The sequence below is a fragment of the Paenibacillus sp. TAF43_2 genome (genome assembly GCF_052113545.1).
Lineage (GTDB): Bacteria > Bacillota > Bacilli > Paenibacillales > Paenibacillaceae > Pristimantibacillus.
Window position 1 is genome coordinate 1 of the sequence record NZ_JBFRDK010000034.1, and the last position, 21,288, is coordinate 21,288.

Genomic DNA, 21,288 nt, shown 5'->3' on the forward strand with positions numbered 1-21,288 from the left:
GCGTGGAGCACCGCCTGGAGTTCGTCCGTGACGTGAAGGGTGTCAAATATTATAATGATTCGAAAGCGACAAACCCGGTTGCAACGATGATGTCCGTTCGCTCGTTATCCGCACCGATCGTTCTAGTGGCTGGAGGACTTGACCGCGGCTCTGACTATATGGAGCTTGTACCTTTATTCCGCGACCGCTTAAAGGGGCTTGTTGCTTTAGGCGAAACGAGAGAAAAGCTCTCCCGTGTAGCAGAGCTGGCAGGTTTAGCTAAGGTGGAAATCGTCGAACCTAGTGAGGACGCCGAGTCCGTCCTTCAGCAAGCGGTGAAACAAGCTGCAGCTATCGCAGAGCCTGGTGATATCGTTTTGTTGTCGCCTGCATGCGCAAGCTGGGATATGTTTACATCGTATGAGCAAAGAGGGCGCATTTTTAAAGATTCGGCGCATACCTTGTAAGTAGGGGGCATGTCCCTACTTTCCCATGCTAAGAGGTGTGTTCGCTATGGCCAAAGCGCGTTCTGCCCCGGATATTTGGATGCTGACTGCAATTGGGCTCATTCTCGCTATCGGGTTGATTATGGTGTACAGCGCTAGCGCAGTGCTTGCTTTTCATGAATTCGGTGATCGTTTTTACTATGTAAAGCGTCAGGTGCTATTTGCTGGACTCGGTATAGGCGCGTTGTTGTTTACGATGAATACGCATTATACGGTTTGGAAAAAGTGGGCGCCAATGGCTTTATTGGTTTGCTTCGGCCTTCTTCTGCTCGTGCTGATCCCTGGTGTCGGCGTCGTTCGCGGCGGCGCACGCAGCTGGCTTGGCATTAGCTCCTTCGGTATTCAGCCTTCTGAATTTATGAAGCTGGCGATGATATTATTTTTAGCAAAATGGCTCTCTGAGAAGCAGCAAACGATTACGCAGTTCACAAAAGGGCTTATGCCGCCGCTAGGGCTTGTTGGACTAGCCTTCGGACTTATAATGCTGCAGCCTGATCTAGGTACAGGAGCGGTGATGGTTGGCGCTTCTTTAATTCTGATTTTTACAGCTGGCGCTAGATTATCTCATTTAGGCGGCTTGGCGCTCATCGGTGTCGCAGGTTTTGTTGGCCTTATCATCGCTGCGCCATATCGATTAAAGCGAATAACGAATTTTCTTGATCCATGGGCAGACCCGCTCGGAGGCGGCTATCAAATTATTCAATCCTTATATGCGATCGGACCAGGTGGACTCGTTGGGCTCGGTCTAGGTATGAGCCGACAGAAGTTCAGTTATTTGCCAGAGCCTCAAACCGATTTTATATTCTCGATTTTAGCGGAAGAGCTTGGCTTCATCGGCGGAGTTACTCTTATACTATTATTTCTAGTTGTTATCTGGCGGGGGATACGCGCTGCTATTGCAGCTACGGATACATTCGGGAGCTTGCTGGCAGTTGGCATCACAGGCATTATCGGTGTACAAGTATTGATTAATATTGGTGTCGTCATTGGCATGATGCCCGTTACGGGAATTACGCTTCCGCTTGTTAGCTATGGGGGTTCATCCCTAACGCTTCTCTTAACTGCACTGGGGATTTTGTTGAACATATCTCGTTATTCGAGGTGAGGCTTCATGCCTAGGGCAATAACCAGCAGATGCTTAGTAGAAAAAAACAATAAACGTCCGGCTTGGATAGCTGCAGGTTGCATTAACAGCAGCTGCAACTATCCAAGCCGGATATTGTTGTTTACAGGAAAATTTGCACCTTTAATATGATGAGATATTGAATACACTTTTTTTTGAAAGAAACAGTCAATTCGCTAAAGCGGCAACCAGCTTTGAGTACTGCTCTGCTGCACATACCAATCAGTGAGCCAGTTGGCTCGATATAGGCCATTGTCACACAAGAGCCTATATGGGCATAAGATACACTATATTCGTGACCGTCACCCGAAAGGAGCGGTGATTACAACAGAAAAACCGGCAGCAGCGATTCAGGCTGCTGAAGGGGAATTTCTTTTTCTTCTTACACAGCCAGGCATGTGCTTGCGGAGTAGGTTTTGCTGCGCAAAACCGAAGCGATTGCTTACGAAGTAGGTTTTGCTGCGCAAAACCTAAGCATTTGCTTACGAAGTAGGTTTTGCTACGCAAAACCTTAGGGAGGTTCAACGAATGGAAGCTTTTAAAGCGGAATTGGAACAAGCTAATCTTGGCGAAGTTTTGTACAACGAACCGCTATCGAACTATACAACCTGGAAAATCGGCGGTCTCGCTGATATCTTAATCCTCCCTAGCAGCAAAGATGAATTGGTATCGGCGGTACGTTTGGTGCAAAAACATCAAATACCCTGGACTAATTTAGGCAGAGGCTCGAACATGCTGGTAAGTGATAAAGGGATTCGCGGCGTTGTAATAAAACCGCACAGAGGGCTCGATTACTTGCGTTTTGAAGGATCGACAGCAATAGCCGGTGCTTCATATTCTTTAATTAAGCTATCAGTCATGGCTGGGAAACAAGGTCTGACCGGACTTGAATTCGCGGGGGGAATCCCAGGTACGGTAGGCGGAGCCGTTTATATGAATGCTGGCGCGCATGGATCAGATGTGTCACGTATTTTTAAGTCAGCTGATATTGTACTGGAAACAGGAGAATTGGTTCGCTACGATCGTGAGGCTATGAACTTCGCTTACCGCCATTCCATACTTCACGAGCAAAAAGGCATTGTCATTGAAGCCGCCTTTGAGCTGGCAGAAGGGGATAGGCAGGAAGTACTCGCTAGGATGGCCTCCTACAAAGAGAGAAGATTGAGAACGCAGCCTTTGCAGCTTGCCTGTGCAGGCAGCGTATTTCGCAATCCGCCTAATGATTATGCCGCTAGACTCATTCAAGAGGCTGGATTAAAGGGTGAAAGCCTCGGAGGAGCGCAAGTATCGAAGCAGCACGCCAATTTTATTGTGAATACCGGTCAAGCAACAGCTGAAGACGTTCTCGCCCTCATGACTCATATAAAAAGCACTGTTCAGGACCGCTATGGCATCCTGTTGGTGCCGGAAGTATTGGTGGTGGGTGAGCGGTAATTCGGAGGTGATACATTGGACAAATTGGTGATTGAAGGTGGGAAACCTCTCTCAGGAACCATAGTTATCCAAGGAGCGAAAAATGCCGCTTTGCCGATTCTGGCTGCCAGTCTATTGGCCGAAGGCACAACAACGATAGATCATGTGCCTGATTTGCTAGATATCGATGTCATGCTGAACATTTTGCGCGAATTAGGATGCCGCGCCGAGCATACGGGAGGAACTGTGGTGCTGGACACTGAGACTGCACATACATCCCACGTGCCGGAATCGTTAATGAGACAGATGCGATCTTCTATTTTTTTAATGGGGCCTTTGCTTGCTAGATTTGGGGAAACTCAGGTTTATCAACCAGGTGGATGTGCAATCGGTGAGCGGAAAATTGATCTTCATTTAGAAGGTCTTCAGGCTCTGGGTGCAGAAATAGAAGAATTGGGTAACCGGATCATATGCCGTGCCGAGAAACTAAGGGGAGCGGATATTCACTTAAGCTTTCCAAGTGTCGGTGCAACAGAAAATATTATGATGGCCGCTGCTTTGGCAGAAGGCCGAACCACAATAAGCAATGCTGCAAGGGAACCGGAAATTCAAGACTTGCAAGGCTTTTTAAATGCAATGGGCGCTAAAATAATGGGGGCCGGAACCGACACGATAACGATAGATGGGGTACAGTCGCTAACACCTTGTCGTTATAAAGTGATTCCGGATCGTATTGTAGCAGGGACCATCATGGTAGCCGCCGCTGCAACACGCGGTCAAGTCACGCTCCAAAATACGCAGCCAGCCCATTTATCTTCCTTGATTCATGTTCTGCGCCGGGCAGGTGTTCAAATTGTTGTCGACGATGATATAATTAAAGTTGGCAGTGCAACAAGGCCTAGAGCGGTTGAAAGAATCGTAACCTCTCCATACCCGGCTTTTCCTACCGATTTGCAGTCTCAGGTTATGGTGCTGCTTACGCTTGCAGATGGTGTGAGCATATTGAAAGAAACGATTTTTGAAGGCAGATTAAAGCATGTGGATGAACTGTCACGTATGGGTGCAGACATTCGCGTAGACATGAATGCGGCATTCATTCGCGGCGTGCCAAGGCTTTATGGAGCGACGGTGGAAGCAACGGATTTGAGAGCGGGTGCCGCCCTTGTCATAGCTGGTTTAGCAGCGCAAGGAAGGACGGTCGTTGAGCAAATTCATCACATTGATCGAGGCTACGAAAAAATCGAAACGATGCTGTCTAGGCTGGGTGCGCGGATTTCGCGTTATTCGCCAGTGCCTAATAACTAATACTATGCGCATGAGCTGCAAGATAGAAACAGCCGGTACCCTTTTGATGCTAAGCGAAGGCTGACGCGGAGAGGTTAACCGGATGTTTTTTGGGGAAAGAAGGGACAAGTTATGAGTGCACAGATGCCAGTACTTAAGGAACCACCGAAAAAAAGAATGGGCAGTCGGAAGCTGTTGACCATACTTATATTATTGTTTGTGGCGCTTTTGGCTGTATTATTTTTTAATTCCTCTATTAGCAAAATATCAGAAATCCAAATTGAAGGAACTAGATTCGTAACGAGAGAAGAAATAGGCAAGGCAGCTGCTATTCTGGTTGGCGATGCTTTTTTTCGAACTTCGTCTTCTACTATAGAAGATAGAATTGTCACATTGCCACAAATTAAAGGGGCCAAGGTTACGAAGGTATTTCCAGGTGTGGTGAAGATTCATGTAGAGGAGTTTCCAGTTGTTGCATTCGAGCTATMCAAGCAAGGGGAAATGACAGCGTTATTGACAAATGGAACGACAGTTGAGGCTGACAGCGATGAAATGCAGCTTGTGGACAAGCCTGTATTGTCAGGCTGGACAGATGGAGATCCCGTAAAAGCACAGCTCACGAAGCAGCTTGCAAAAATATCGACGAAGCAGCTCTCCGACCTGTCTGAGATTTTACCATTTCCGTCAACCGCTTATCCCGATCGGATTCTGATGTACACTCGCACAAAATTTGAAGTGGTAACAGCGGTGTCGGTTCTTCCAGAGAAGATTGAAGCGTTGAATGCAGTAATCGAGACCCAAGAGCCAGGTAAGATCACGATGCTTCTGGCGGATACATATGTGCCTTTYGTAAGTGAAAGTCCAGAAAATATAGATTCTGAGTAAAATTATACTACTCAATAGTCTGAAAGAATGGTAGAATTTTATTTATGCATTAATACTCGATTAAGCTGGATAAACATAGGAAATATAGAGAATCGCAAGGGGCGGTGCTCGACACAAAGCGAGAAACATCGAAAAATTTGTTGAAAAAAGAGGGAAAATAATAAAAGCGTTGAATATGTAGGAAGACCTTAACATGTGGTAAAATAATTAATTATTTGAAACGGAGGTGCCGCAAGATGAGCAGCAACGACATCATCGTCAGTTTGGACATCGGTACATCCAAAGTTCGTGCTATTATTGGTGAAGTGAATAATGGAGCCATTAATATTATTGGAGTTGGATCTGCCGACTCAGAGGGTATTCGCAAAGGAGCAATAGTAGATATTGACCAGACTGTGCAATCGATCCGTAATGCCGTAGAGCATGCGGAGCGCATGGTAGGCATTCAAATATCAGACGTATATGTTGGTATTCAAGGCAATCATATTGCTTTGCAAACCAATAGAGGCGTCGTTGCAGTATCCAATGAGGACCGTGAAATTGGTGAAGAAGATATTGAACGAGTATTACAAGCTGCTAAAGTAGTGGCGCTCCCTCCAGAGCGTGAAATCATTAACTTGGTTCCAAAGCAGTATCTAGTAGACGGCTTGGAAGGTATTTCCGATCCGCGCGGTATGATTGGCGTTCGCCTTGAGGTTGAGGCGACGATCGTCACGGGGACGAAGACTGCTATACATAACCTTATGCGTTGTGTAGAGAAAGCAGGCCTTCGTATTTCTGGTGTCATTTTGTTATCACTCGCTTCAGGCGTGGTTTCGCTCACCAAAGATGAGAAATCGATAGGGACTGTTCTTACAGACATAGGAGCAGGATCATGTACGATTGCCATTTATGATCAAGGCGGCCTAGCTGCTACGTCAACGCTTCCAATTGGTGGCGAATATGTAACAAATGATATAGCTTATGGTTTGCGCACGCAAAGTGAGCAAGCTGAGAAAATCAAACTTAAATATGGCTGTTCTAATGTATTGGATGCAGCTGAAGATGTGAAGTTTAAAGTAGCACGAATGGGCAGCAATGTGGAAAAAGAGTTTTCACAGGTTGATCTTGCTAGTATTATTGAGCCTCGCATGCAAGAGATTTTCCATTTAGTTCGACAAGAGGTACGTCGACTTGGTTATGGAGACAAGGTTAACGGTTATGTGTTGACCGGTGGCACTGTATCGATGCCAGGAACACTCGCTTTGGCCCAGGCAGAGCTTGAGTCTTCCGTCCGAATTGCACTCCCTGATTATATTGGTGTAAGAGACCCGGCGTATAGCAGCGGCGTTGGCATGATTCAATATGTGTCAAAATATATGGGAGCTCGCGGAACTGGAGCAGTGAAGAAAACGGCAAGCCGCAAAGCAAGTCCAACACCTTCTACTAAACCCGGTATGTTCGAGCGGATTAAAAGTATGTTTAATGAATTTATTTGAGGATTTAAGATAATATAAGTTTCACCTTATATACGATACTTATATTTTACTGCGAAACGTTGCTGTGCCGTCTCATAGATGTTATCAGCAGTTTACGCTTGACTGGGGGAAAATGAAAGATGTTGGAATTCGACTTTGAGCTTGAGCAGCTTGCTCAAATAAAAGTAATAGGTGTTGGCGGTGGCGGTAGCAATGCCGTTAACCGAATGATAGAAAATGGTGTTAAAGGCGTGGAGTTTATTACGGTAAACACCGACGCTCAGGCGCTGCATTTGGCTAAATCCGAGCATAAGCTGCAAATCGGCGATAAGCTGACGCGTGGACTTGGTGCGGGTGCCAATCCTGATGTAGGCAGCAAGGCTGCAGAGGAATCTCGCGAAATTATTATGAACCAGCTTAAAGGCTCGGACATGGTATTCGTGACAGCAGGAATGGGCGGCGGTACGGGAACGGGAGCAGCTCCGGTTATTGCCGAAATCGCTCGCGAATGCGGCGCACTCACTGTAGGGGTTGTTACTCGGCCTTTTACCTTTGAAGGACGCAAGCGTGCTGGACAAGCTGAGCTTGGGATTGAAGCACTTAAAGAAAAAGTAGATACGCTTATCGTCATTCCTAATGACCGTTTGCTTGAGATTGTAGACAAAAAGACACCAATGCTGGAAGCTTTCCGTGAAGCGGATAACGTGCTCCGTCAAGCCGTTCAAGGCATCTCAGACCTTATTCAAGTACCAGGCCTAATCAACCTTGACTTTGCAGACGTAAAAACGATTATGACAGAACGCGGCTCCGCATTGATGGGTATCGGTATTGCTACGGGCGAGAACCGTGCTGCTGAAGCAGCGAGAAAAGCGATTATGAGCCCGCTGCTTGAAACGTCAATTGACGGCGCTCGCGGCGTTATTATGAACATTACTGGCGGCAGCAATCTTTCACTCTATGAAGTGAATGAGGCAGCTGAAATTGTCATTTCAGCATCTGATCCAGATGTGAACATGATCTTTGGTGCGATCATCGATGAAGATCTGAAGGACGAAATTAAAGTAACCGTTATAGCAACGGGCTTCGAGCACAAGTCACCAGCTGCGCGTCGTGTTCCACAACAGCAGCCAGAAGCGGTTGATACAAGGCAACAGGGCAGCTCCAATGCAGTTAAGCCTTTCGGAGCTAACAACACTTCAAGCGACCAGCTTGAAATTCCAGCATTTTTGCGCAATCGCCCTCGCAACGATCGCTAAAACTTTTTGTACTAAGCCTCGCCATTATGGTGAGGCTTTTTTTATTTTTTTGATTGTAAGTTGATTGAGAAAAGGGGAGAAGCAGCTGTTAGCACGCATATGCACTTACAGCATGAAAGTAACCATGGTTAGCTGCCAATAAGCACCTATATGTTCTTACAACCAATGCTTGGCGAATGAGCAAGCTAGAGAAGCCGCTGTAAGAACACATAGGTTCTTACAGCATGAAAGAAGCCTTAGTTTGCTGCGAATAAGCACCTATACGTTCTTATAGTTTACTATTAGCGAATGAGCAAGGTAGATAAGCCGCTGTAAGCACGTATAGGTTCTTACAGCATGAAAGAAACCATGGCTAGCTGCCAATAAGCGCCTATACGTTCTTACAGCCTACTATTTGCGAATGAGCAAGGTAGATAAGCCGCTGTAAGAACACATAGGTTCTTACAGCATGAAAGAAGCCTTAGTTTGCTGCCAATAAGCGCCTATATGTTCCTATAGCCTACTATTTGCGAATGAGCAAGGTAAATAAGCCGCTGTAAGAACACATAGGTTCTTACAGCATGAAAGAAGCCTTAGTTTGCTGCGAATAAGCACCTATACGTTCTTACAGCCAATGCTTGGTGAATGAGCAAGGGTGAGAAGCTGCATATCGTAAATGCTAACAACCCTCTAATGTACCTGTTAAAGTGAGGTAAATAAAAGAGTATGCAGCTGCTCTTGGTTTACTTTGTAGCATCGAATTCTCTGGGTGCCATTTCCTGCGGGCAACAAGGCTTGATTGAGAACCATACGGTGAAGCAGTTTTTGAGCTTCGCGTTTTTTGATTTTTAGAAGATCGATTACGTCAGTGGGCCGGATAGGATGCTGTAGTTGAGAAGCATAACGTAATACTTCCAACTGCAAGAATGCATCAGCGCTTGTATCTTGTTTATTGCCAATTAAGCTCCTACCCATAAATTGTTGGAGAAGCTGCTTACACATTCGCGGTTTTTCTTTTAGGTCATCATAGGAAAAACGCAATATTTTCCAACCGTCGAGCACTAGGTGGTTTTGACGCATTAATGAATCTGAAAACTGCCAGCGAGTGATTTCTGAGGAATGAGTGCGAAATCCATCAATTTCGATCGCTAGCCGCAAGCCTGATTTTAAATATGCAAAGTCTAAAAAACGAGTGCCGTCTCGAAAATCAGCAATCTCAAACTCTGGAATAAGTCCCTCAAGTTGATGGAAGGCAGGATACCATACCTTTTCTAAAAATAATTTTTCAGCGTGTCCATGTCCTTGCTCCAGCCTCCGTCTATTTTCTCCACTACTCTTTTTTAGATGAAGTTCCAGCCAACATTCATATACCGATTGAAACGACAAATTTATCATCCTCCTCCGGAAAATAAAAAAAACCGCATACTGCGGGAGAGAGATCTCCCGAGTAAGCGGTGTGCTTCACTGCTTCTATCTATTTAGAATGATAATCTAATTGCCAAAGTTGAACAAGTATCCATTCCAAATTTTTTTGTATTTTTTAAAAAAACGGCCAGATTAATTAGTCGAAAATTATTTTAGCAATGACAAGTGATGGCGGGAACCTCAAAAAGAAACAAAAAAGTAGATTCAGCCTGACATAGGAGTGATCCCTCACAGGAGCTTCCCTAGTTTAATGAACTGTTAGCAAAATAGGACGAGCTAAAGATACAAGCCTCTGCAAAATTAAACGTAAAAGACTTGCCGTTTTTTATACCCCTACTCGACAAAAAAAGATACGTCATGCCGTCATGAATAGACAGACTTTGAAATAGGATTTTAATATACTAGTGTCAATCGTTCTCCCGGGTGCCGGCTGCAGGCCGTTTACCGCCAGTTGCAGGAAGGTGACCGAAGTGGCTGTTTATGTTGATGTTATGTTTTTGCGAGAGCTGCTCGTTGACGGTGCTATTCTATTAACTACTGCTTGGGCACGTCATCTTAAACCGAAGCCTTGGCGAGTATTATTGGCTTCTGCTGTCGGAGCTTGTTATGTCGTTTTAATGCTTTTTCCACAATTATCTTTTTTATTCACATTTGCAGTTAAGGTTGCTACGTCGTTATTGATTTTATGGATTGCTTTTGGCTTTGCCTCGATTCAGCACTATATGAGGAATGTTGCAGCGTTTTATGCGGTTAACTTTGTGGCTGCTGGAGCTGTGCTTGGACTTTATTATTTGTTCATGCAAGGGTCCCGTGAGGTTTGGAAAACGATGATGTTCGTAAACGGAAACATGCGTGTGGAGCTTAAGATGGGATTGTTTTATTTGATTGCTGCGTTATGTATCGGATTGTATATATACCGTGCCGTATTGACGCAAAAAAGAGAAAGGGAGCTGGTGCAAACTCATTTGGCAGAAGTGAAAATTATGATTGGAGAACGTATACAAACCTGCATAGGCCTGATCGACACCGGCAATCAGCTTTATGATCCACTTACACGGACACCGGTCATGGTAATGGAGGCATCCTTGTGGCAAGATGATTTACCTGAATCGTGGTTGAATAGCATACGAGATGCACAAGTGGATCGTCTTGTAGCGGGAATGGATGAGCACACCTTTGTTTGGCAAGATCGACTTCGTCTTGTACCATTCAGAGGTGTCAATCGAGGGTCACAGTTCATGCTAGCGATAAAGCCGGATGCGGTTGAAATTACTAGGGAAGGACAAGTTTTTGAAACGCGGAAGGTGCTTATCGGGCTTGACGGCGGTAAGTTAACGTCTGATGGGGCATATCGAGCCATTATCCATCCGTCTATGGTACAACAGTAACGAACGTATGCTCATACAAACGAGGAGGGATGGGCCAAATGCTCGTCAAGTACAAACTGATCCTTCAGTTATATTATTATCGTGTCATGTTTTTATTCGGATTAAAAAGTGAAGAAATTTATTATATTGGTGGCAGTGAGGCATTACCGCCTCCCCTAACACGTGAAGAGGAAGAATATTTGCTGGAAAAACTGCCTACCGGCGATACGGCTATTCGCGCAATGCTAATCGAACGTAATTTAAGGCTAGTCGTATACATCGCTCGTAAGTTTGAGAATACCGGCATTCATATTGAAGATCTCGTATCAATCGGCGCGATCGGTCTAATTAAGGCGGTTAACACGTTTGATCCTGAGAAAAAGATTAAGCTGGCCACCTACGCCTCGCGTTGTATTGAAAATGAAATATTGATGTACCTGCGCCGCAATAGTAAGACGCGCACCGAAGTGTCCTTTGATGAACCGCTTAACATCGACTGGGACGGCAATGAACTTCTTCTATCGGATGTGCTCGGAACGGAGAATGACACGATTTACCGTAACATTGAAGAGCAGGTAGATCGTAAGCTGCTTCACAAAGCGCTTGATAAATTGTCAGAGCGTGAACGAATTATTATGGAGCTTCGCTTCGGTCTTGCCGACGGCGAGGAAAAAACACAAAAGGATGTTGCTGATCTTCTTGGCATTTCACAGTCCTATATTTCACGCCTTGAGAAGCGAATTATTAAAAGGCTTCGCAAAGAATTTAACAAAATGGTTTAGATCCCGCATCCTGCTTGCAGTTGTCGAACGATGTCGCAAGAGGAATAAAAAGGACTCCTGAGGAGATAATGTACATTAATGTTTCTCCTTGGGAGGTAATCACGTTGACCCGAAATAAAGTCGAGATCTGTGGAGTGGATACCGCGAAACTGCCTGTCCTTAATAATGTCGAAATGAGAGAATTGTTTACGGCATTGCAAACCCGTAATGAGTGGGCAGCAAGAGAGAAATTAGTAAACGGTAATCTGCGGCTAGTGCTTAGCGTTATACAACGGTTTAACAATAGGGGAGAGTTTGTAGACGACTTATTCCAGGTCGGATGCATTGGACTTATGAAGGCGATAGATAATTTCGACCTTAGCCAAAATGTCAAATTTTCCACCTATGCCGTACCGATGATTATCGGGGAAATACGCCGTTACTTGCGTGACAACAACCCTATACGCGTATCACGCAGCTTGAGAGACATTGCCTACAAGGCGCTTCAAGTTAGGGATAGCTTGACGAACAAAAATTCACGCGAACCGACGATTTTTGAAATATCGGAAGCATTAAACGTTCCGAAGGAAGATGTCGTATTCGCTCTGGACGCCATTCAAGATCCTGTTTCATTGTTTGAACCGATCTACCATGACGGCGGCGATCCTATTTATGTTATGGACCAAATTAGTGACGAACGAAACAAAGACGTATCGTGGATCGAGGAAATCGCGCTTCGGGAAGCTATGCATAAGCTGAACGACCGTGAAAAAATGATTTTGTCGATGCGCTTTTTCGAAGGCAAGACGCAAATGGAGGTAGCCGATGAAATCGGCATCTCACAGGCACAGGTATCTCGTTTGGAAAAGTCGGCTATTCAGCAAATGCAAAAGCATGTAAAAACATAAAAAACGGTGCCGAGAGGCACCGTTTTTTATGTTTATGTGATTTATTGAAGAGGACTAACCAATAATCATCAACCAAAAAGATAAGACACTGATGATCAGACAAAGCGGAGAGTAAACATACGTATCCATCCGTGCAAAATGTGTGTTTCGAATCGTTTTGAATAACCCGACAGCACGAAATTCACCAACTGCTCTAGCCAAAAAAACAATAGCAAGTGCCCAGCCTGCAATGGAGGGCAGCGATGTTGATCCGATGACAGGGATAATATCAGCAAACATAAGAATGAATGCGGCGCCCGCAAAGAAAAGTATTGCAACAGCTGCCGTTCCGACAGGACGAGGTTTAAAAAGAGGCTGAGATGTGTAATTCTTTGTCGGGACAGCAATGGAGATTCCATGCCGACCGCCTAACACCCAATATATATGTATCGCGCCGATGACGAACAACACCGTACTAATGAGCGCTGCTAATAACGATTGCATCACATATCCCTCCGTGTCATGTATGTTTTTTTTCAATAAACGGCATGAGCAGGTCAATCTGCTTCTGGGTTTCTTCCGGATTGAGAGTACGATGTTTATTTCGTTCGTACCATCCCAAGTAATAACTGTATAAGAGTTCAGATGTATTCTTTGCCTCATGTTCTAATAATTCACACGCTATGAGCAAGCCGCTCATATAATCCAAGCGCTGCTGCTCAATTTGCTGAAGCAGCTCAGCATACGCAGGCGATGTCGTTCCTAATTTTCGGAAATGATAAATAAAATCTTTTCCTGCTATCGTGCTGAACATGACGCTGAGCAGCTGGTGTACCTTTTGCTTCGGTTCTAATGAATCATGCTGCTGAATATGAGCGATGATTGATGTGGTTGTTTGTTCATGCCAGTAATGAATAATACGATCAATATACAAAATACGATTTTTAAAATACCAATAAAAGCTGGTTTTACTGCTGTTTAACTGCTTAGCGAGATGTTCGATAACGAGAGCTTCGACACCCCCTTCAGCAAATTTTTGCAATCCAAGCTTGATCCAATCGAGTTCCGTTGCGACGATTTTTGGCATGATATGCTCCTTATTCGATCCTCTGATATTCTTTTATTGTACGCTATCGTACATAAAAATCAAATTTTGAAATAAGAGGCTCCTTTTCATGATAAGAAGGACATTTTGGGCGATTTCCACATATAGTTATAGGAGAGACAAACGGGTGATCACTCTACTTGAAAAGTGGTGAGCGGAAATGAAAATATCTGATTTTCAAACAAAGGACGTTATTAATATTGTGGACGGAAAAAAGCTAGGTCAAATAACGGATTTGGAGCTTGATCTGCGGCAAGGTCGAATCGATTCTATTGTGGTGCCGCAGTATACTAAGTTTTTGGGGATGTTTGGCGGTGGCGGCACGGAAGTCGTTATTCCATGGCGCAATATTGTGAAAATTGGGGCAGATGTTGTGCTCGTTCGAATGGATGACACGAAACAGCTTCGTTCCGAGGAAGAAGATTTGCACGCTCGCTCATAAAACGCTAAACTGTGACTATACCAGCAAAGCAGATTTGCTCTGCAAACCAAAGCTTATGCTTACGAAGTAGGTTTGCTCTGCAAACCTTTAAGAGGTGAACAAATGGAATCTTTTAAACATAATCAATCAGCGAAGGGACCTTCGCTTTTTTTATTGTCTGAATGGGAATCACATTATGATCGTTTGAACGCGGGGTTTACAGGACGTCAAGGCGGGGTTAGCGAAGGCCACTTTTCATCGTTAAACATGGGCTTGCACGTCAAGGATAAAGATGCCGCGGTTATATCGAACAGGCGATTGCTGACGGATGCTATCGGCTGGCCTTTTGAAGCATGGACTTGTGCTGAACAGGTGCATGGGAACCGGATATGGCAAGTGACTGAAGCAGATAAAGGCAAGGGTAGAAATAGTCTGGACGATGTGCTCAGGGATTGTGATGCTATCATGACTAACGTCCCTGGGGTGCTGCTGACTTCTTTTTACGCAGATTGTGTCCCATTGTATTTCTATGATCCAGAGCATGATGCGGTGGCGCTTGCCCATGCCGGTTGGAAGGGAACCGTCCAGCAGATCGCTATTGAAACGGTACGAGCAATGGAGCAAGCATATGGAACCGACCCTAAAGCGCTTGTGGCAGCGATAGGGCCTTCTATAGGAGGCTGCTGCTATGAGGTGGATGGTCCAGTCATAGAGCAAGTACAGGCGCTTTTGACTGATCTGAGCTTGACGCCAGAAGAAGCGGAATCAATGCTTAAGCAAACCGAGGATGGCAAAGCGAACTTAGACTTGAAAGAAATAAACCGACAGATTATGATAAAAGCAGGAATTTTGCCGATACGTATCGAATTAACAGAGTGGTGCACTGGATGCAGACGGGATTTATTTTTTTCTCATCGCAAAGAAGGTGGCTTAACCGGCCGAATGGCCAGTTGGATCGGCATTCGGGAGAGGTGAAACATGTCATTCACATTAGAGAATAGAATTGAGCTTGTGGAAGAGCGAATTAAGAAAGCCTGCGAGCGTGCCGGGCGCAGCAGAGATGAAGTTCAAATTATTGCTGTTACGAAATATGTTTCTTTAGATACTACGAAGGCTGCCCTAGGGCAAGGCTTGCTTCATTTGGGTGAAAATCGTTGGCAGGACGCGCAGGCGAAGTGGGAAGCGATAAGCGGCAGTGACGATCTAGCAGCAGAGGATCAGCCTATCTGGCATTTTATCGGTTCATTGCAAACGAATAAGGTGAAGGACGTCATTGGGAAGTTTACATACATGCATTCGTTGGACAGGCTATCGCTTGCTGAAGCCATAAATAAGCGTGCTTCCCAGCTAGGGATTATCGTTCCTTGCTTTATTCAAGTAAATGTATCTGGGGAAGATTCCAAGCAAGGCATTAATCCAAACAAGCTCTTTCCCTTTGTGGAGCAGCTTGCTAAGTTTAATTCGATCAAGCCAATTGGTTTGATGACGATGGCTCCTTATGAAGCCGAACCAGAGCAAACGAGACCCGTCTTTAGAGCATTGCGAGAGCTGAGGGATGAATTAGAGCGGCGCTCGGAACATCCAAACACCATCACCCAGTTATCAATGGGCATGTCGAATGATTATGAGGTTGCCATCGAAGAAGGAGCGACATGGATTCGCCTTGGTACGATATTAGTAGGGAAAGAGGAGGAATAGGGATGAGCGTCATGAACCGCTTTATGAGTTTTCTTGGCTTGCAAGATGAAGAAGAAGTTGTAGAGAGAGAACGTGTTGTACAGCAGGAAGAACAAGAAGCTGAAACTTCTCCCTTCGAGGCACGTAAAAACACGAAGAGCAATAATGTCGTCAGCATTCATTCACAGAAGAATGTCCGGGTAGTGCTTAGCGAGCCAAGGTCTTATGATGAAGCGCAAGAAATTGCTGATCATCTACGTTCACGCCGTGCAGTAATCGTGAATCTTCAACGTGTTCGCAACGATCTTGCTGTTCGAATTGTTGATTTTCTAAGCGGTACCGTGTACGCTTTAGGCGGAAGCATCTCTAAGCTAGGACCCAATATTTTTCTTTGTACGCCGGATTCAGTCGAAATTCAAGGTGCTATAACGGAAATGCTGGCGGAGGAGAACGACTACAACAAAATGAGGTGACCTTGAGTTAATGGATGAAGTTTATAGTATTGTGATGCTGGTACAAAAAATTTACACGTTTATGATCATTGGTTATGTGCTGCTATCTTGGTTGCCTAACGCTCGTGAAAGCTTTATCGGCGTATTTCTAGGTAAGCTGGTTGAGCCATACTTAGGTATTTTCAGAAAGTTTATTCCGCCAATCGGAGGCATGCTGGATCTTTCGCCAATCCTTGCCGTGTTCGCTTTGCAATTTGTAGCGTATGGCCTGATTGCAGTAATCGGATTTTTTATTTGATTAAAGGAATGAGTTTATATGAAACAAGGAATATACGATCATTTCCATCCCGATGAGAAACCTTTCGTAGATCGGGCGGAGGAATGGATAGAGCGGTCCGCACAGCAGCATGAGCTGAAGCGGACCGATTTTTTAGACCCAAGACAAGCACAAATATTGACTATTTTGGCAAATCGCAACCCTGATGTTAATGTCCGGTTTGACGGCGGTTATGATCAAGCTGAGCGTAGACGAGCCATTATAGGTCCAGATTATCGAAATTTGGATGACGAAAATGCTGGCATATCTGTTCTTGTAGTTAATGGACCGGGACAAGCCCAAATGGAATTAGATCATGGTGATTTTTTAGGAGCACTGCTTGGACTTGGTATAAAACGTGACCGAATTGGTGACATACATGTGCATGATCATTTTTGTCATATCATTGTTATGGATGAAATTGCGGATTACTTGAATATCCATCTAAGACAGGTTCATCGGATTAATGTGCTGACAGACGTACTTCCACTATCTGAGCTTCAGACGGCTTTGGTTAAGCTGGAGGAAATGAGTTTGTCAGTTGCTTCTATGCGATTGGACGGGATTGCGAGCGATGTTTATCGCATAAGCAGATCCAAAATCGTTGATCCGATTCGAGCAGGAAGATGCAGGGTGAATTGGAAATCGGAAGAAGACCCATCCGAGCAGCTTCGAGCAGGTGACGTTGTGTCATTCAAAGGACTTGGCCGATTTAAAGTACTAGAGGTGGATGGCGTGACAAAAAAAGGCAGAATTCGAGTAAAGATCGGCAAATTTATTTGAATGATTGCAGGAATTTTCCTGTAGTTGTCGAATTATTCTCATCAAATCGTGTATTTTCGGTTACGAATGTTCCAAATACCATAAGGAGGTGCCCCAATGCCGTTATCGCCATTGGACATACATAACAAAGAGTTTGGTCGGAGATTGCGTGGCTACGATGAGGATGAAGTTAATGAATTTCTAGATCAGGTCATCAAAGACTATGAATCGCTCATTCGTGAAAATAAAGAAATGCAAAACCAAGTATTAGGCTTGCAGGAGAGATTGAATCATTTTACGAATATCGAAGAAACGCTTAGCAAAACGATTATAGTTGCACAAGAAGCAGCCGATGAAGTAAGAAACAATGCGAAGAAGGAAGCACAGTTGATCATTAAGGAATCAGAGAAAAACGCTGATCGAATTATTAATGATTCACTTGCCAAGTCTCGAAAGGTTTCTCTTGAGGTGGAAGAGCTTAAAAAACAAGCTTCCGTTTATCGTGCTCGTTTCCGTACACTTGTAGAAGCTCAGCTTGAACTGCTTTCCGTAGATGGTTGGGATACGCTGGAGCCACATGTTAGACAAACCGAGCATGAATTGACTCGCGGCTAGTTTTTTTAACAACAGGCGAAATGCCATTTGACATTTAGCCTGTTGTTAAGCTATAACTAATAGTAAATAATTGATGATCTAAACTTCGTTGATGAGAACAAGTACGTTTTGAGTTCACTCCTCAGAGAGCCGGCGGCAGCTGAAAGCCCGGTGTGTGAGCTATTGCGGAATATCCTCTCTGAGAAGCGGTGCTGAACCTGCGTAAGCAGCAGTAAGTGCTGACGGCTGTCCCCCGTTACAGGGAACGCGAATATTATGTTCGCGACTAAGGTGCCGCATGAAGCACAGCTGAACGTAGCTGTCTGCTCTCATTAACTTGTTGCTGGATTTCAGCAGCAGTGCGGAACAAGGGTGGTAACGCGACTAAGCCTCGTCCCTTCTCATAGGGATGAGGCTTTATTTTTGTTTAAATTAGGAGGCTGAAGCGATGCAACGCGTAGACGTTAAGGAACGTGCCCGCACCCGTGAGCTGCGAGTGCTGGAGCAATGGAAAACAGATGAAACGTTTAAAAAATCAATAGCAAACCGGGAAGGCAAGCCGAATTTTGTGTTTTATGAAGGGCCGCCTACCGCTAATGGAGCACCCCATATCGGTCATGTACTTGGCCGCGTAATTAAAGATTTTATTTGCCGCTACAAGACAATGGCAGGATACCGTGTTATCCGTAAAGCAGGATGGGATACGCATGGTCTACCGGTTGAGCTTGGAGTTGAGAAGCAGCTAGGCATCTCCGGCAAGCAGGAAATCGAAGAATACGGTGTAGAGAAGTTTGTGAAAAAATGCAAAGACAGCGTTTTTGAATACGAGAAGCAGTGGCGTGAGCTGACAGAAGGCATCGCGTATTGGACGGATTTAGACAATCCATATATCACGCTTAAAAACGAGTACATCGAGAGTGTATGGCATATTTTATCGTCAATCCACGGAAAAGGTCTGCTGTACCGCGGTCATCGCGTAAGTCCTTATTGCCCGGATTGTCAAACGACGCTTAGCTCACACGAGGTTGCTCAAGGTTATGAAGATGTTAAGGATCTAAGCGCAACAGCGAAGTTTAAGCTAGTAGAATCGGGAGAATTCGTTCTCGCTTGGACAACTACGCCGTGGACGCTTCCTGCAAATGTGGCGTTAGCCGTAAATCCAGAGCTTGATTATATCCGTGCTTCCAAAAACGGTGAAGTGTATATCGTTGCTCAAAATCTAGCGGAGAGCGTTCTTAAAGAAGATTACGAAGTTCTATCCGTATTGAAAGGCGCTGAACTTATTGGTCTTAGCTACGAGCCGCCATTCCAATACGTTACCCTAGAAAAAGGCCACATCGTTATTGCAGGCGATTTCGTTAGCGACACTAGCGGTACGGGTATCGTTCATATCGCACCAGCACATGGTGAGGATGACTACCGAGTTTCACGCGACAACGGAATCAGCATGCTGAGTGTTGTTGATTTGGCTGGTCGCTATACGTCAGAGGTTACTGACTTTGCAGGACGTTTCGTGAAAGACGCTGAGCTTGATATTGACATCGTCAAAAACCTTAGTGAACGCGGTCTTCTTTACTCGAAGGAGCGCTACGAGCATAGCTATCCATTCTGCTGGCGCTGCAAAACGCCGCTCATCTACTRTGCGATGGAAAGCTGGTTTATTAAAACAACAGCGGTTAAGGATCAGTTGATCGCCAACAACAACAGCGTTGATTGGTATCCTGGCCACATCCGTGAAGGACGCTTTGGTAAGTTTTTGGAGGATTTGGTGGATTGGAACATCAGCCGCAACCGTTACTGGGGCACGCCGCTTAATGTTTGGGTCTGCGATGTAACAGGCAAGGAGTATTCACCAAGCAGTATTGCTGATCTGCGTGCGATGGCTACCTGCGATGTGCCAGAAGACATTGAGCTTCATAAACCGTATGTGGATGATATTAAGCTGAAATCACCTTTCGCTGAGGGTGCTGAAATGACGCGAACACCTGAAGTTATCGATGTATGGTTCGACAGCGGTTCGATGCCGTTCGCTCAGCATCATCATCCGTTTGAGAACGAGCAGCAATTCGCTGAGCAATATCCAGCAGACATTATCTGTGAGGGTATTGACCAAACGCGCGGCTGGTTCTACAGCTTGCTTGCAGTTTCTACGCTGTATAATGGCAAAGCGCCATATAAAGCGGTTATCTCGACTGGCCATATTTTGGATGAGAACGGTCAAAAGATGTCCAAATCTAAGGGCAATGTAATCGACCCTTGGGAAATCATCAACGAATATGGAACGGACGCATTCCGCTGGGCATTGCTTGCAGACAGCGCGCCATGGAACAGCAAACGCTTCTCACGCGGCATTGTTGGCGAAGCGAAATCGAAAGTCATTGATACCATCGTAAATACACATGCGTTTTTTGCGTTATATGCTTCAATCGATGGCTTTGACTACACAGCGCATGAAGAGATCAAATCAGACAACAAGCTGGATCGCTGGATCATTTCACGTCTGAACAGCTTGATTAATACAGTGAACAAGGGTCTTGAAGTAAATGATTTCCTGAATCCAGCTAAATCGATTGAGGTTTTCGTTGACGAGCTGAGCAACTGGTATATCCGCCGTTCACGTGATCGTTTCTGGGGAAGCGGGCTTACAGATGATAAATTAGCCGCTTATCAAACTTTGCGCAGCGTATTGCTTACCCTCTCGCGTCTGATCGCTCCTTATGCACCTTTGCTTGCAGAGGATGTATTCGGAAACCTTGGCGGAGCAGGCAGCGTTCATTTGGCTGATTATCCGAAAGCGGATGAAACGCTTATTGATGAGACGTTGGAGCGCGATATGGAAAGTGCAAAACAAATCGTTGAGCTTGCTCGCAACGTTCGGAACGAAACGGGAATCAAAACGCGCCAGCCTTTGTCGGAGCTAATCGTATCGCTTGATCGTGATTTCAACGTAGCAGACTACGAGGATATCGTGAAGGATGAAATAAATGTAAAAGCTATTACCGTACAAAATTCAGACAGTGGATTTGTTGACTTCACCCTTAAGCTGAATCTTAAAATTGCCGGTAAAAAATACGGTAAAAACGTTGGACCTATTCAAGTTCAGCTAAAAGGACTATCAGCAGAACAAACTCGAAACATCGTAAATGGCGGAAGCTTCAACTTCACAAGTGCAGAAGGCGAACAGCTGTCGATCACTGTTGATGAGCTGTTGGTTGAGAAGCAAGCGAAGTCAGGTTTCGCATCTGCATCTGGCAACGGTGTTACTGTAGCGCTGAATACGGATATTACAGCTGAGCTTGAGCAAGAGGGCTGGGTTCGTGAAGTGATTCGCGCCGTTCAGGATACACGCAAAAAGCTCGATCTGCCAATTGAGAAGCGCATCGATTTAGTACTTGATGTTGATGCTGAGCTCAAAGCGGCGCTGGATGCGTTCGCACAAGTGCTTCAAGACAACGTGCTTGTTCAAACCGTTACTTATGGTGATGAGCCGGGGATGGAGAAAGTTGTGCTTGGCGAAAAAGAAATAGGGATTTTCATCCGCGGATAAGGTTATAGTATAAAGGAAATTAACAAGCGAAAAAAACGAGGCCGTCGCCTTCCGACAGCTGCAGCAAACGACTGAATGGTCGCGATGCTTGC

Annotated in this window: 21 protein-coding genes and 1 other annotated feature; of the genes, 18 read left to right on the forward strand and 3 right to left on the reverse strand. The window is 45.1% G+C overall.

Translation table 11 applies throughout. The features are described from left to right. The 7 genes from AB4Z17_RS10000 to ftsZ all read left to right on the forward strand — a co-directional run. Positions 1-446: glutamate ligase domain-containing protein (locus AB4Z17_RS10000; RefSeq protein ID WP_441959610.1), on the forward strand; the 446-nt coding region annotated here is incomplete at its 5' end. Positions 447-492: 46 nt separating this feature from the next. Then, positions 493-1,590, forward strand: coding sequence for a stage V sporulation protein E (spoVE, locus tag AB4Z17_RS10005; RefSeq protein ID WP_076268160.1), 1,098 nt, complete (start codon positions 493-495; stop codon positions 1,588-1,590). Positions 1,591-2,136: 546 nt separating this feature from the next. After that, a complete protein-coding gene (murB, locus tag AB4Z17_RS10010; RefSeq protein WP_441959612.1) occupies positions 2,137-3,042 on the forward strand; it encodes a UDP-N-acetylmuramate dehydrogenase in 906 nt (301 codons plus the stop codon). 15 nt (positions 3,043-3,057) lie between these two features. Then, positions 3,058-4,326: a UDP-N-acetylglucosamine 1-carboxyvinyltransferase gene (murA, locus tag AB4Z17_RS10015; protein ID WP_441959613.1), complete on the forward strand. Its 1,269-nt coding sequence runs from the start codon at positions 3,058-3,060 to the stop codon at positions 4,324-4,326. 111 nt (positions 4,327-4,437) lie between these two features. After that, positions 4,438-5,190: a cell division protein FtsQ/DivIB gene (locus AB4Z17_RS10020; protein ID WP_441959615.1), complete on the forward strand. Its 753-nt coding sequence runs from the start codon at positions 4,438-4,440 to the stop codon at positions 5,188-5,190. Between the two features lie 236 nt (positions 5,191-5,426). After that, positions 5,427-6,668, forward strand: coding sequence for a cell division protein FtsA (ftsA, locus tag AB4Z17_RS10025; RefSeq protein WP_339208723.1), 1,242 nt, complete (start codon positions 5,427-5,429; stop codon positions 6,666-6,668). Between the two features lie 119 nt (positions 6,669-6,787). Continuing rightward, positions 6,788-7,903, forward strand: a complete 1,116-nt coding sequence (gene ftsZ, locus AB4Z17_RS10030) for a cell division protein FtsZ (RefSeq protein WP_441882996.1) — start codon at positions 6,788-6,790, stop codon at positions 7,901-7,903. 681 nt (positions 7,904-8,584) lie between these two features. Here ftsZ and AB4Z17_RS10035 read toward each other — a convergent pair. After that, on the reverse strand, positions 8,585-9,268 hold the full coding sequence (locus AB4Z17_RS10035; protein ID WP_441959616.1) for a DNA-binding response regulator: 684 nt from the start codon (positions 9,266-9,268) through the stop codon (positions 8,585-8,587). Between the two features lie 509 nt (positions 9,269-9,777). Between AB4Z17_RS10035 and spoIIGA the strand changes: the two genes are divergently transcribed. The 3 genes from spoIIGA (at position 9,778) to sigG (ending at position 12,343) form a co-directional block, all read left to right on the forward strand. After that, positions 9,778-10,695 (forward strand): sigma-E processing peptidase SpoIIGA, encoded by a 918-nt coding sequence (spoIIGA, locus tag AB4Z17_RS10040; RefSeq protein WP_441909666.1) that lies wholly within the window; start codon positions 9,778-9,780, stop codon positions 10,693-10,695. Between the two features lie 38 nt (positions 10,696-10,733). Beyond that, on the forward strand, positions 10,734-11,456 hold the full coding sequence (sigE, locus tag AB4Z17_RS10045) for an RNA polymerase sporulation sigma factor SigE (RefSeq protein WP_054027973.1): 723 nt from the start codon (positions 10,734-10,736) through the stop codon (positions 11,454-11,456). Positions 11,457-11,560: 104 nt separating this feature from the next. After that, entirely contained in the window at positions 11,561-12,343 is a 783-nt protein-coding gene (gene sigG / locus AB4Z17_RS10050; RefSeq protein ID WP_054027974.1) for an RNA polymerase sporulation sigma factor SigG, read from the forward strand. A gap of 54 nt (positions 12,344-12,397) precedes the next feature. On the opposite strand, the gene AB4Z17_RS10055 is transcribed toward sigG, so the two are convergent. Together AB4Z17_RS10055 and AB4Z17_RS10060 are read right to left on the reverse strand one after the other, a co-directional pair. Then, entirely contained in the window at positions 12,398-12,826 is a 429-nt protein-coding gene (locus AB4Z17_RS10055; RefSeq protein WP_441959617.1) for a DUF3995 domain-containing protein, read from the reverse strand. 16 nt (positions 12,827-12,842) lie between these two features. Next, positions 12,843-13,409 carry a TetR/AcrR family transcriptional regulator gene (locus AB4Z17_RS10060; protein WP_441959619.1) on the reverse strand — a complete coding sequence of 189 codons (567 nt, stop codon included), beginning with the start codon at positions 13,407-13,409 and terminating at the stop codon, positions 12,843-12,845. Between the two features lie 178 nt (positions 13,410-13,587). Between AB4Z17_RS10060 and AB4Z17_RS10065 the strand changes: the two genes are divergently transcribed. From AB4Z17_RS10065 to ileS, 8 genes are all read left to right on the forward strand, one after another. Further along, positions 13,588-13,869 (forward strand): YlmC/YmxH family sporulation protein, encoded by a 282-nt coding sequence (locus AB4Z17_RS10065; RefSeq protein ID WP_076268170.1) that lies wholly within the window; start codon positions 13,588-13,590, stop codon positions 13,867-13,869. Positions 13,870-13,971: 102 nt separating this feature from the next. After that, complete coding sequence (gene pgeF / locus AB4Z17_RS10070; RefSeq protein WP_441959620.1) at positions 13,972-14,823, forward strand: peptidoglycan editing factor PgeF; 852 nt, start codon at positions 13,972-13,974, stop codon at positions 14,821-14,823. 3 nt (positions 14,824-14,826) lie between these two features. Further along, positions 14,827-15,546 (forward strand): YggS family pyridoxal phosphate-dependent enzyme, encoded by a 720-nt coding sequence (locus tag AB4Z17_RS10075; protein ID WP_441959621.1) that lies wholly within the window; start codon positions 14,827-14,829, stop codon positions 15,544-15,546. Between the two features lie 2 nt (positions 15,547-15,548). Further along, complete coding sequence (locus AB4Z17_RS10080; protein WP_053375511.1) at positions 15,549-15,998, forward strand: cell division protein SepF; 450 nt, start codon at positions 15,549-15,551, stop codon at positions 15,996-15,998. A gap of 10 nt (positions 15,999-16,008) precedes the next feature. Beyond that, on the forward strand, positions 16,009-16,275 hold the full coding sequence (locus AB4Z17_RS10085; protein ID WP_054027981.1) for a YggT family protein: 267 nt from the start codon (positions 16,009-16,011) through the stop codon (positions 16,273-16,275). Between the two features lie 18 nt (positions 16,276-16,293). Further along, complete coding sequence (locus tag AB4Z17_RS10090; protein ID WP_441909658.1) at positions 16,294-17,076, forward strand: RNA-binding protein; 783 nt, start codon at positions 16,294-16,296, stop codon at positions 17,074-17,076. A 96-nt stretch (positions 17,077-17,172) separates the two neighbouring features. Beyond that, positions 17,173-17,670: a DivIVA domain-containing protein gene (locus AB4Z17_RS10095; RefSeq protein ID WP_076268175.1), complete on the forward strand. Its 498-nt coding sequence runs from the start codon at positions 17,173-17,175 to the stop codon at positions 17,668-17,670. Between the two features lie 79 nt (positions 17,671-17,749). Then, positions 17,750-18,051 (forward strand) — a binding site (T-box leader). A gap of 46 nt (positions 18,052-18,097) precedes the next feature. Then, positions 18,098-21,196 (forward strand): isoleucine--tRNA ligase, encoded by a 3,099-nt coding sequence (gene ileS, locus AB4Z17_RS10100; protein WP_441959623.1) that lies wholly within the window; start codon positions 18,098-18,100, stop codon positions 21,194-21,196. Positions 21,197-21,288: the final 92 nt, after the last annotated feature.

Coding starts and splice junctions, on each gene's coding strand:
- spoVE (WP_076268160.1), top strand. CDS start 493: ATGGCCAAAGCGCGTTCTGCCCCGGATATTTGGATGCTGACTGCAATT.
- murB (WP_441959612.1), top strand. CDS start 2,137: ATGGAAGCTTTTAAAGCGGAATTGGAACAAGCTAATCTTGGCGAAGTT.
- ftsA (WP_339208723.1), top strand. CDS start 5,427: ATGAGCAGCAACGACATCATCGTCAGTTTGGACATCGGTACATCCAAA.
- ftsZ (WP_441882996.1), top strand. CDS start 6,788: ATGTTGGAATTCGACTTTGAGCTTGAGCAGCTTGCTCAAATAAAAGTA.
- sigE (WP_054027973.1), top strand. CDS start 10,734: ATGCTCGTCAAGTACAAACTGATCCTTCAGTTATATTATTATCGTGTC.
- AB4Z17_RS10055 (WP_441959617.1), bottom strand. CDS start 12,826: ATGCAATCGTTATTAGCAGCGCTCATTAGTACGGTGTTGTTCGTCATC.
- AB4Z17_RS10060 (WP_441959619.1), bottom strand. CDS start 13,409: ATGCCAAAAATCGTCGCAACGGAACTCGATTGGATCAAGCTTGGATTG.
- AB4Z17_RS10065 (WP_076268170.1), top strand. CDS start 13,588: ATGAAAATATCTGATTTTCAAACAAAGGACGTTATTAATATTGTGGAC.
- pgeF (WP_441959620.1), top strand. CDS start 13,972: ATGGAATCTTTTAAACATAATCAATCAGCGAAGGGACCTTCGCTTTTT.
- AB4Z17_RS10075 (WP_441959621.1), top strand. CDS start 14,827: ATGTCATTCACATTAGAGAATAGAATTGAGCTTGTGGAAGAGCGAATT.
- AB4Z17_RS10080 (WP_053375511.1), top strand. CDS start 15,549: ATGAGCGTCATGAACCGCTTTATGAGTTTTCTTGGCTTGCAAGATGAA.
- AB4Z17_RS10085 (WP_054027981.1), top strand. CDS start 16,009: ATGGATGAAGTTTATAGTATTGTGATGCTGGTACAAAAAATTTACACG.
- AB4Z17_RS10090 (WP_441909658.1), top strand. CDS start 16,294: ATGAAACAAGGAATATACGATCATTTCCATCCCGATGAGAAACCTTTC.
- AB4Z17_RS10095 (WP_076268175.1), top strand. CDS start 17,173: ATGCCGTTATCGCCATTGGACATACATAACAAAGAGTTTGGTCGGAGA.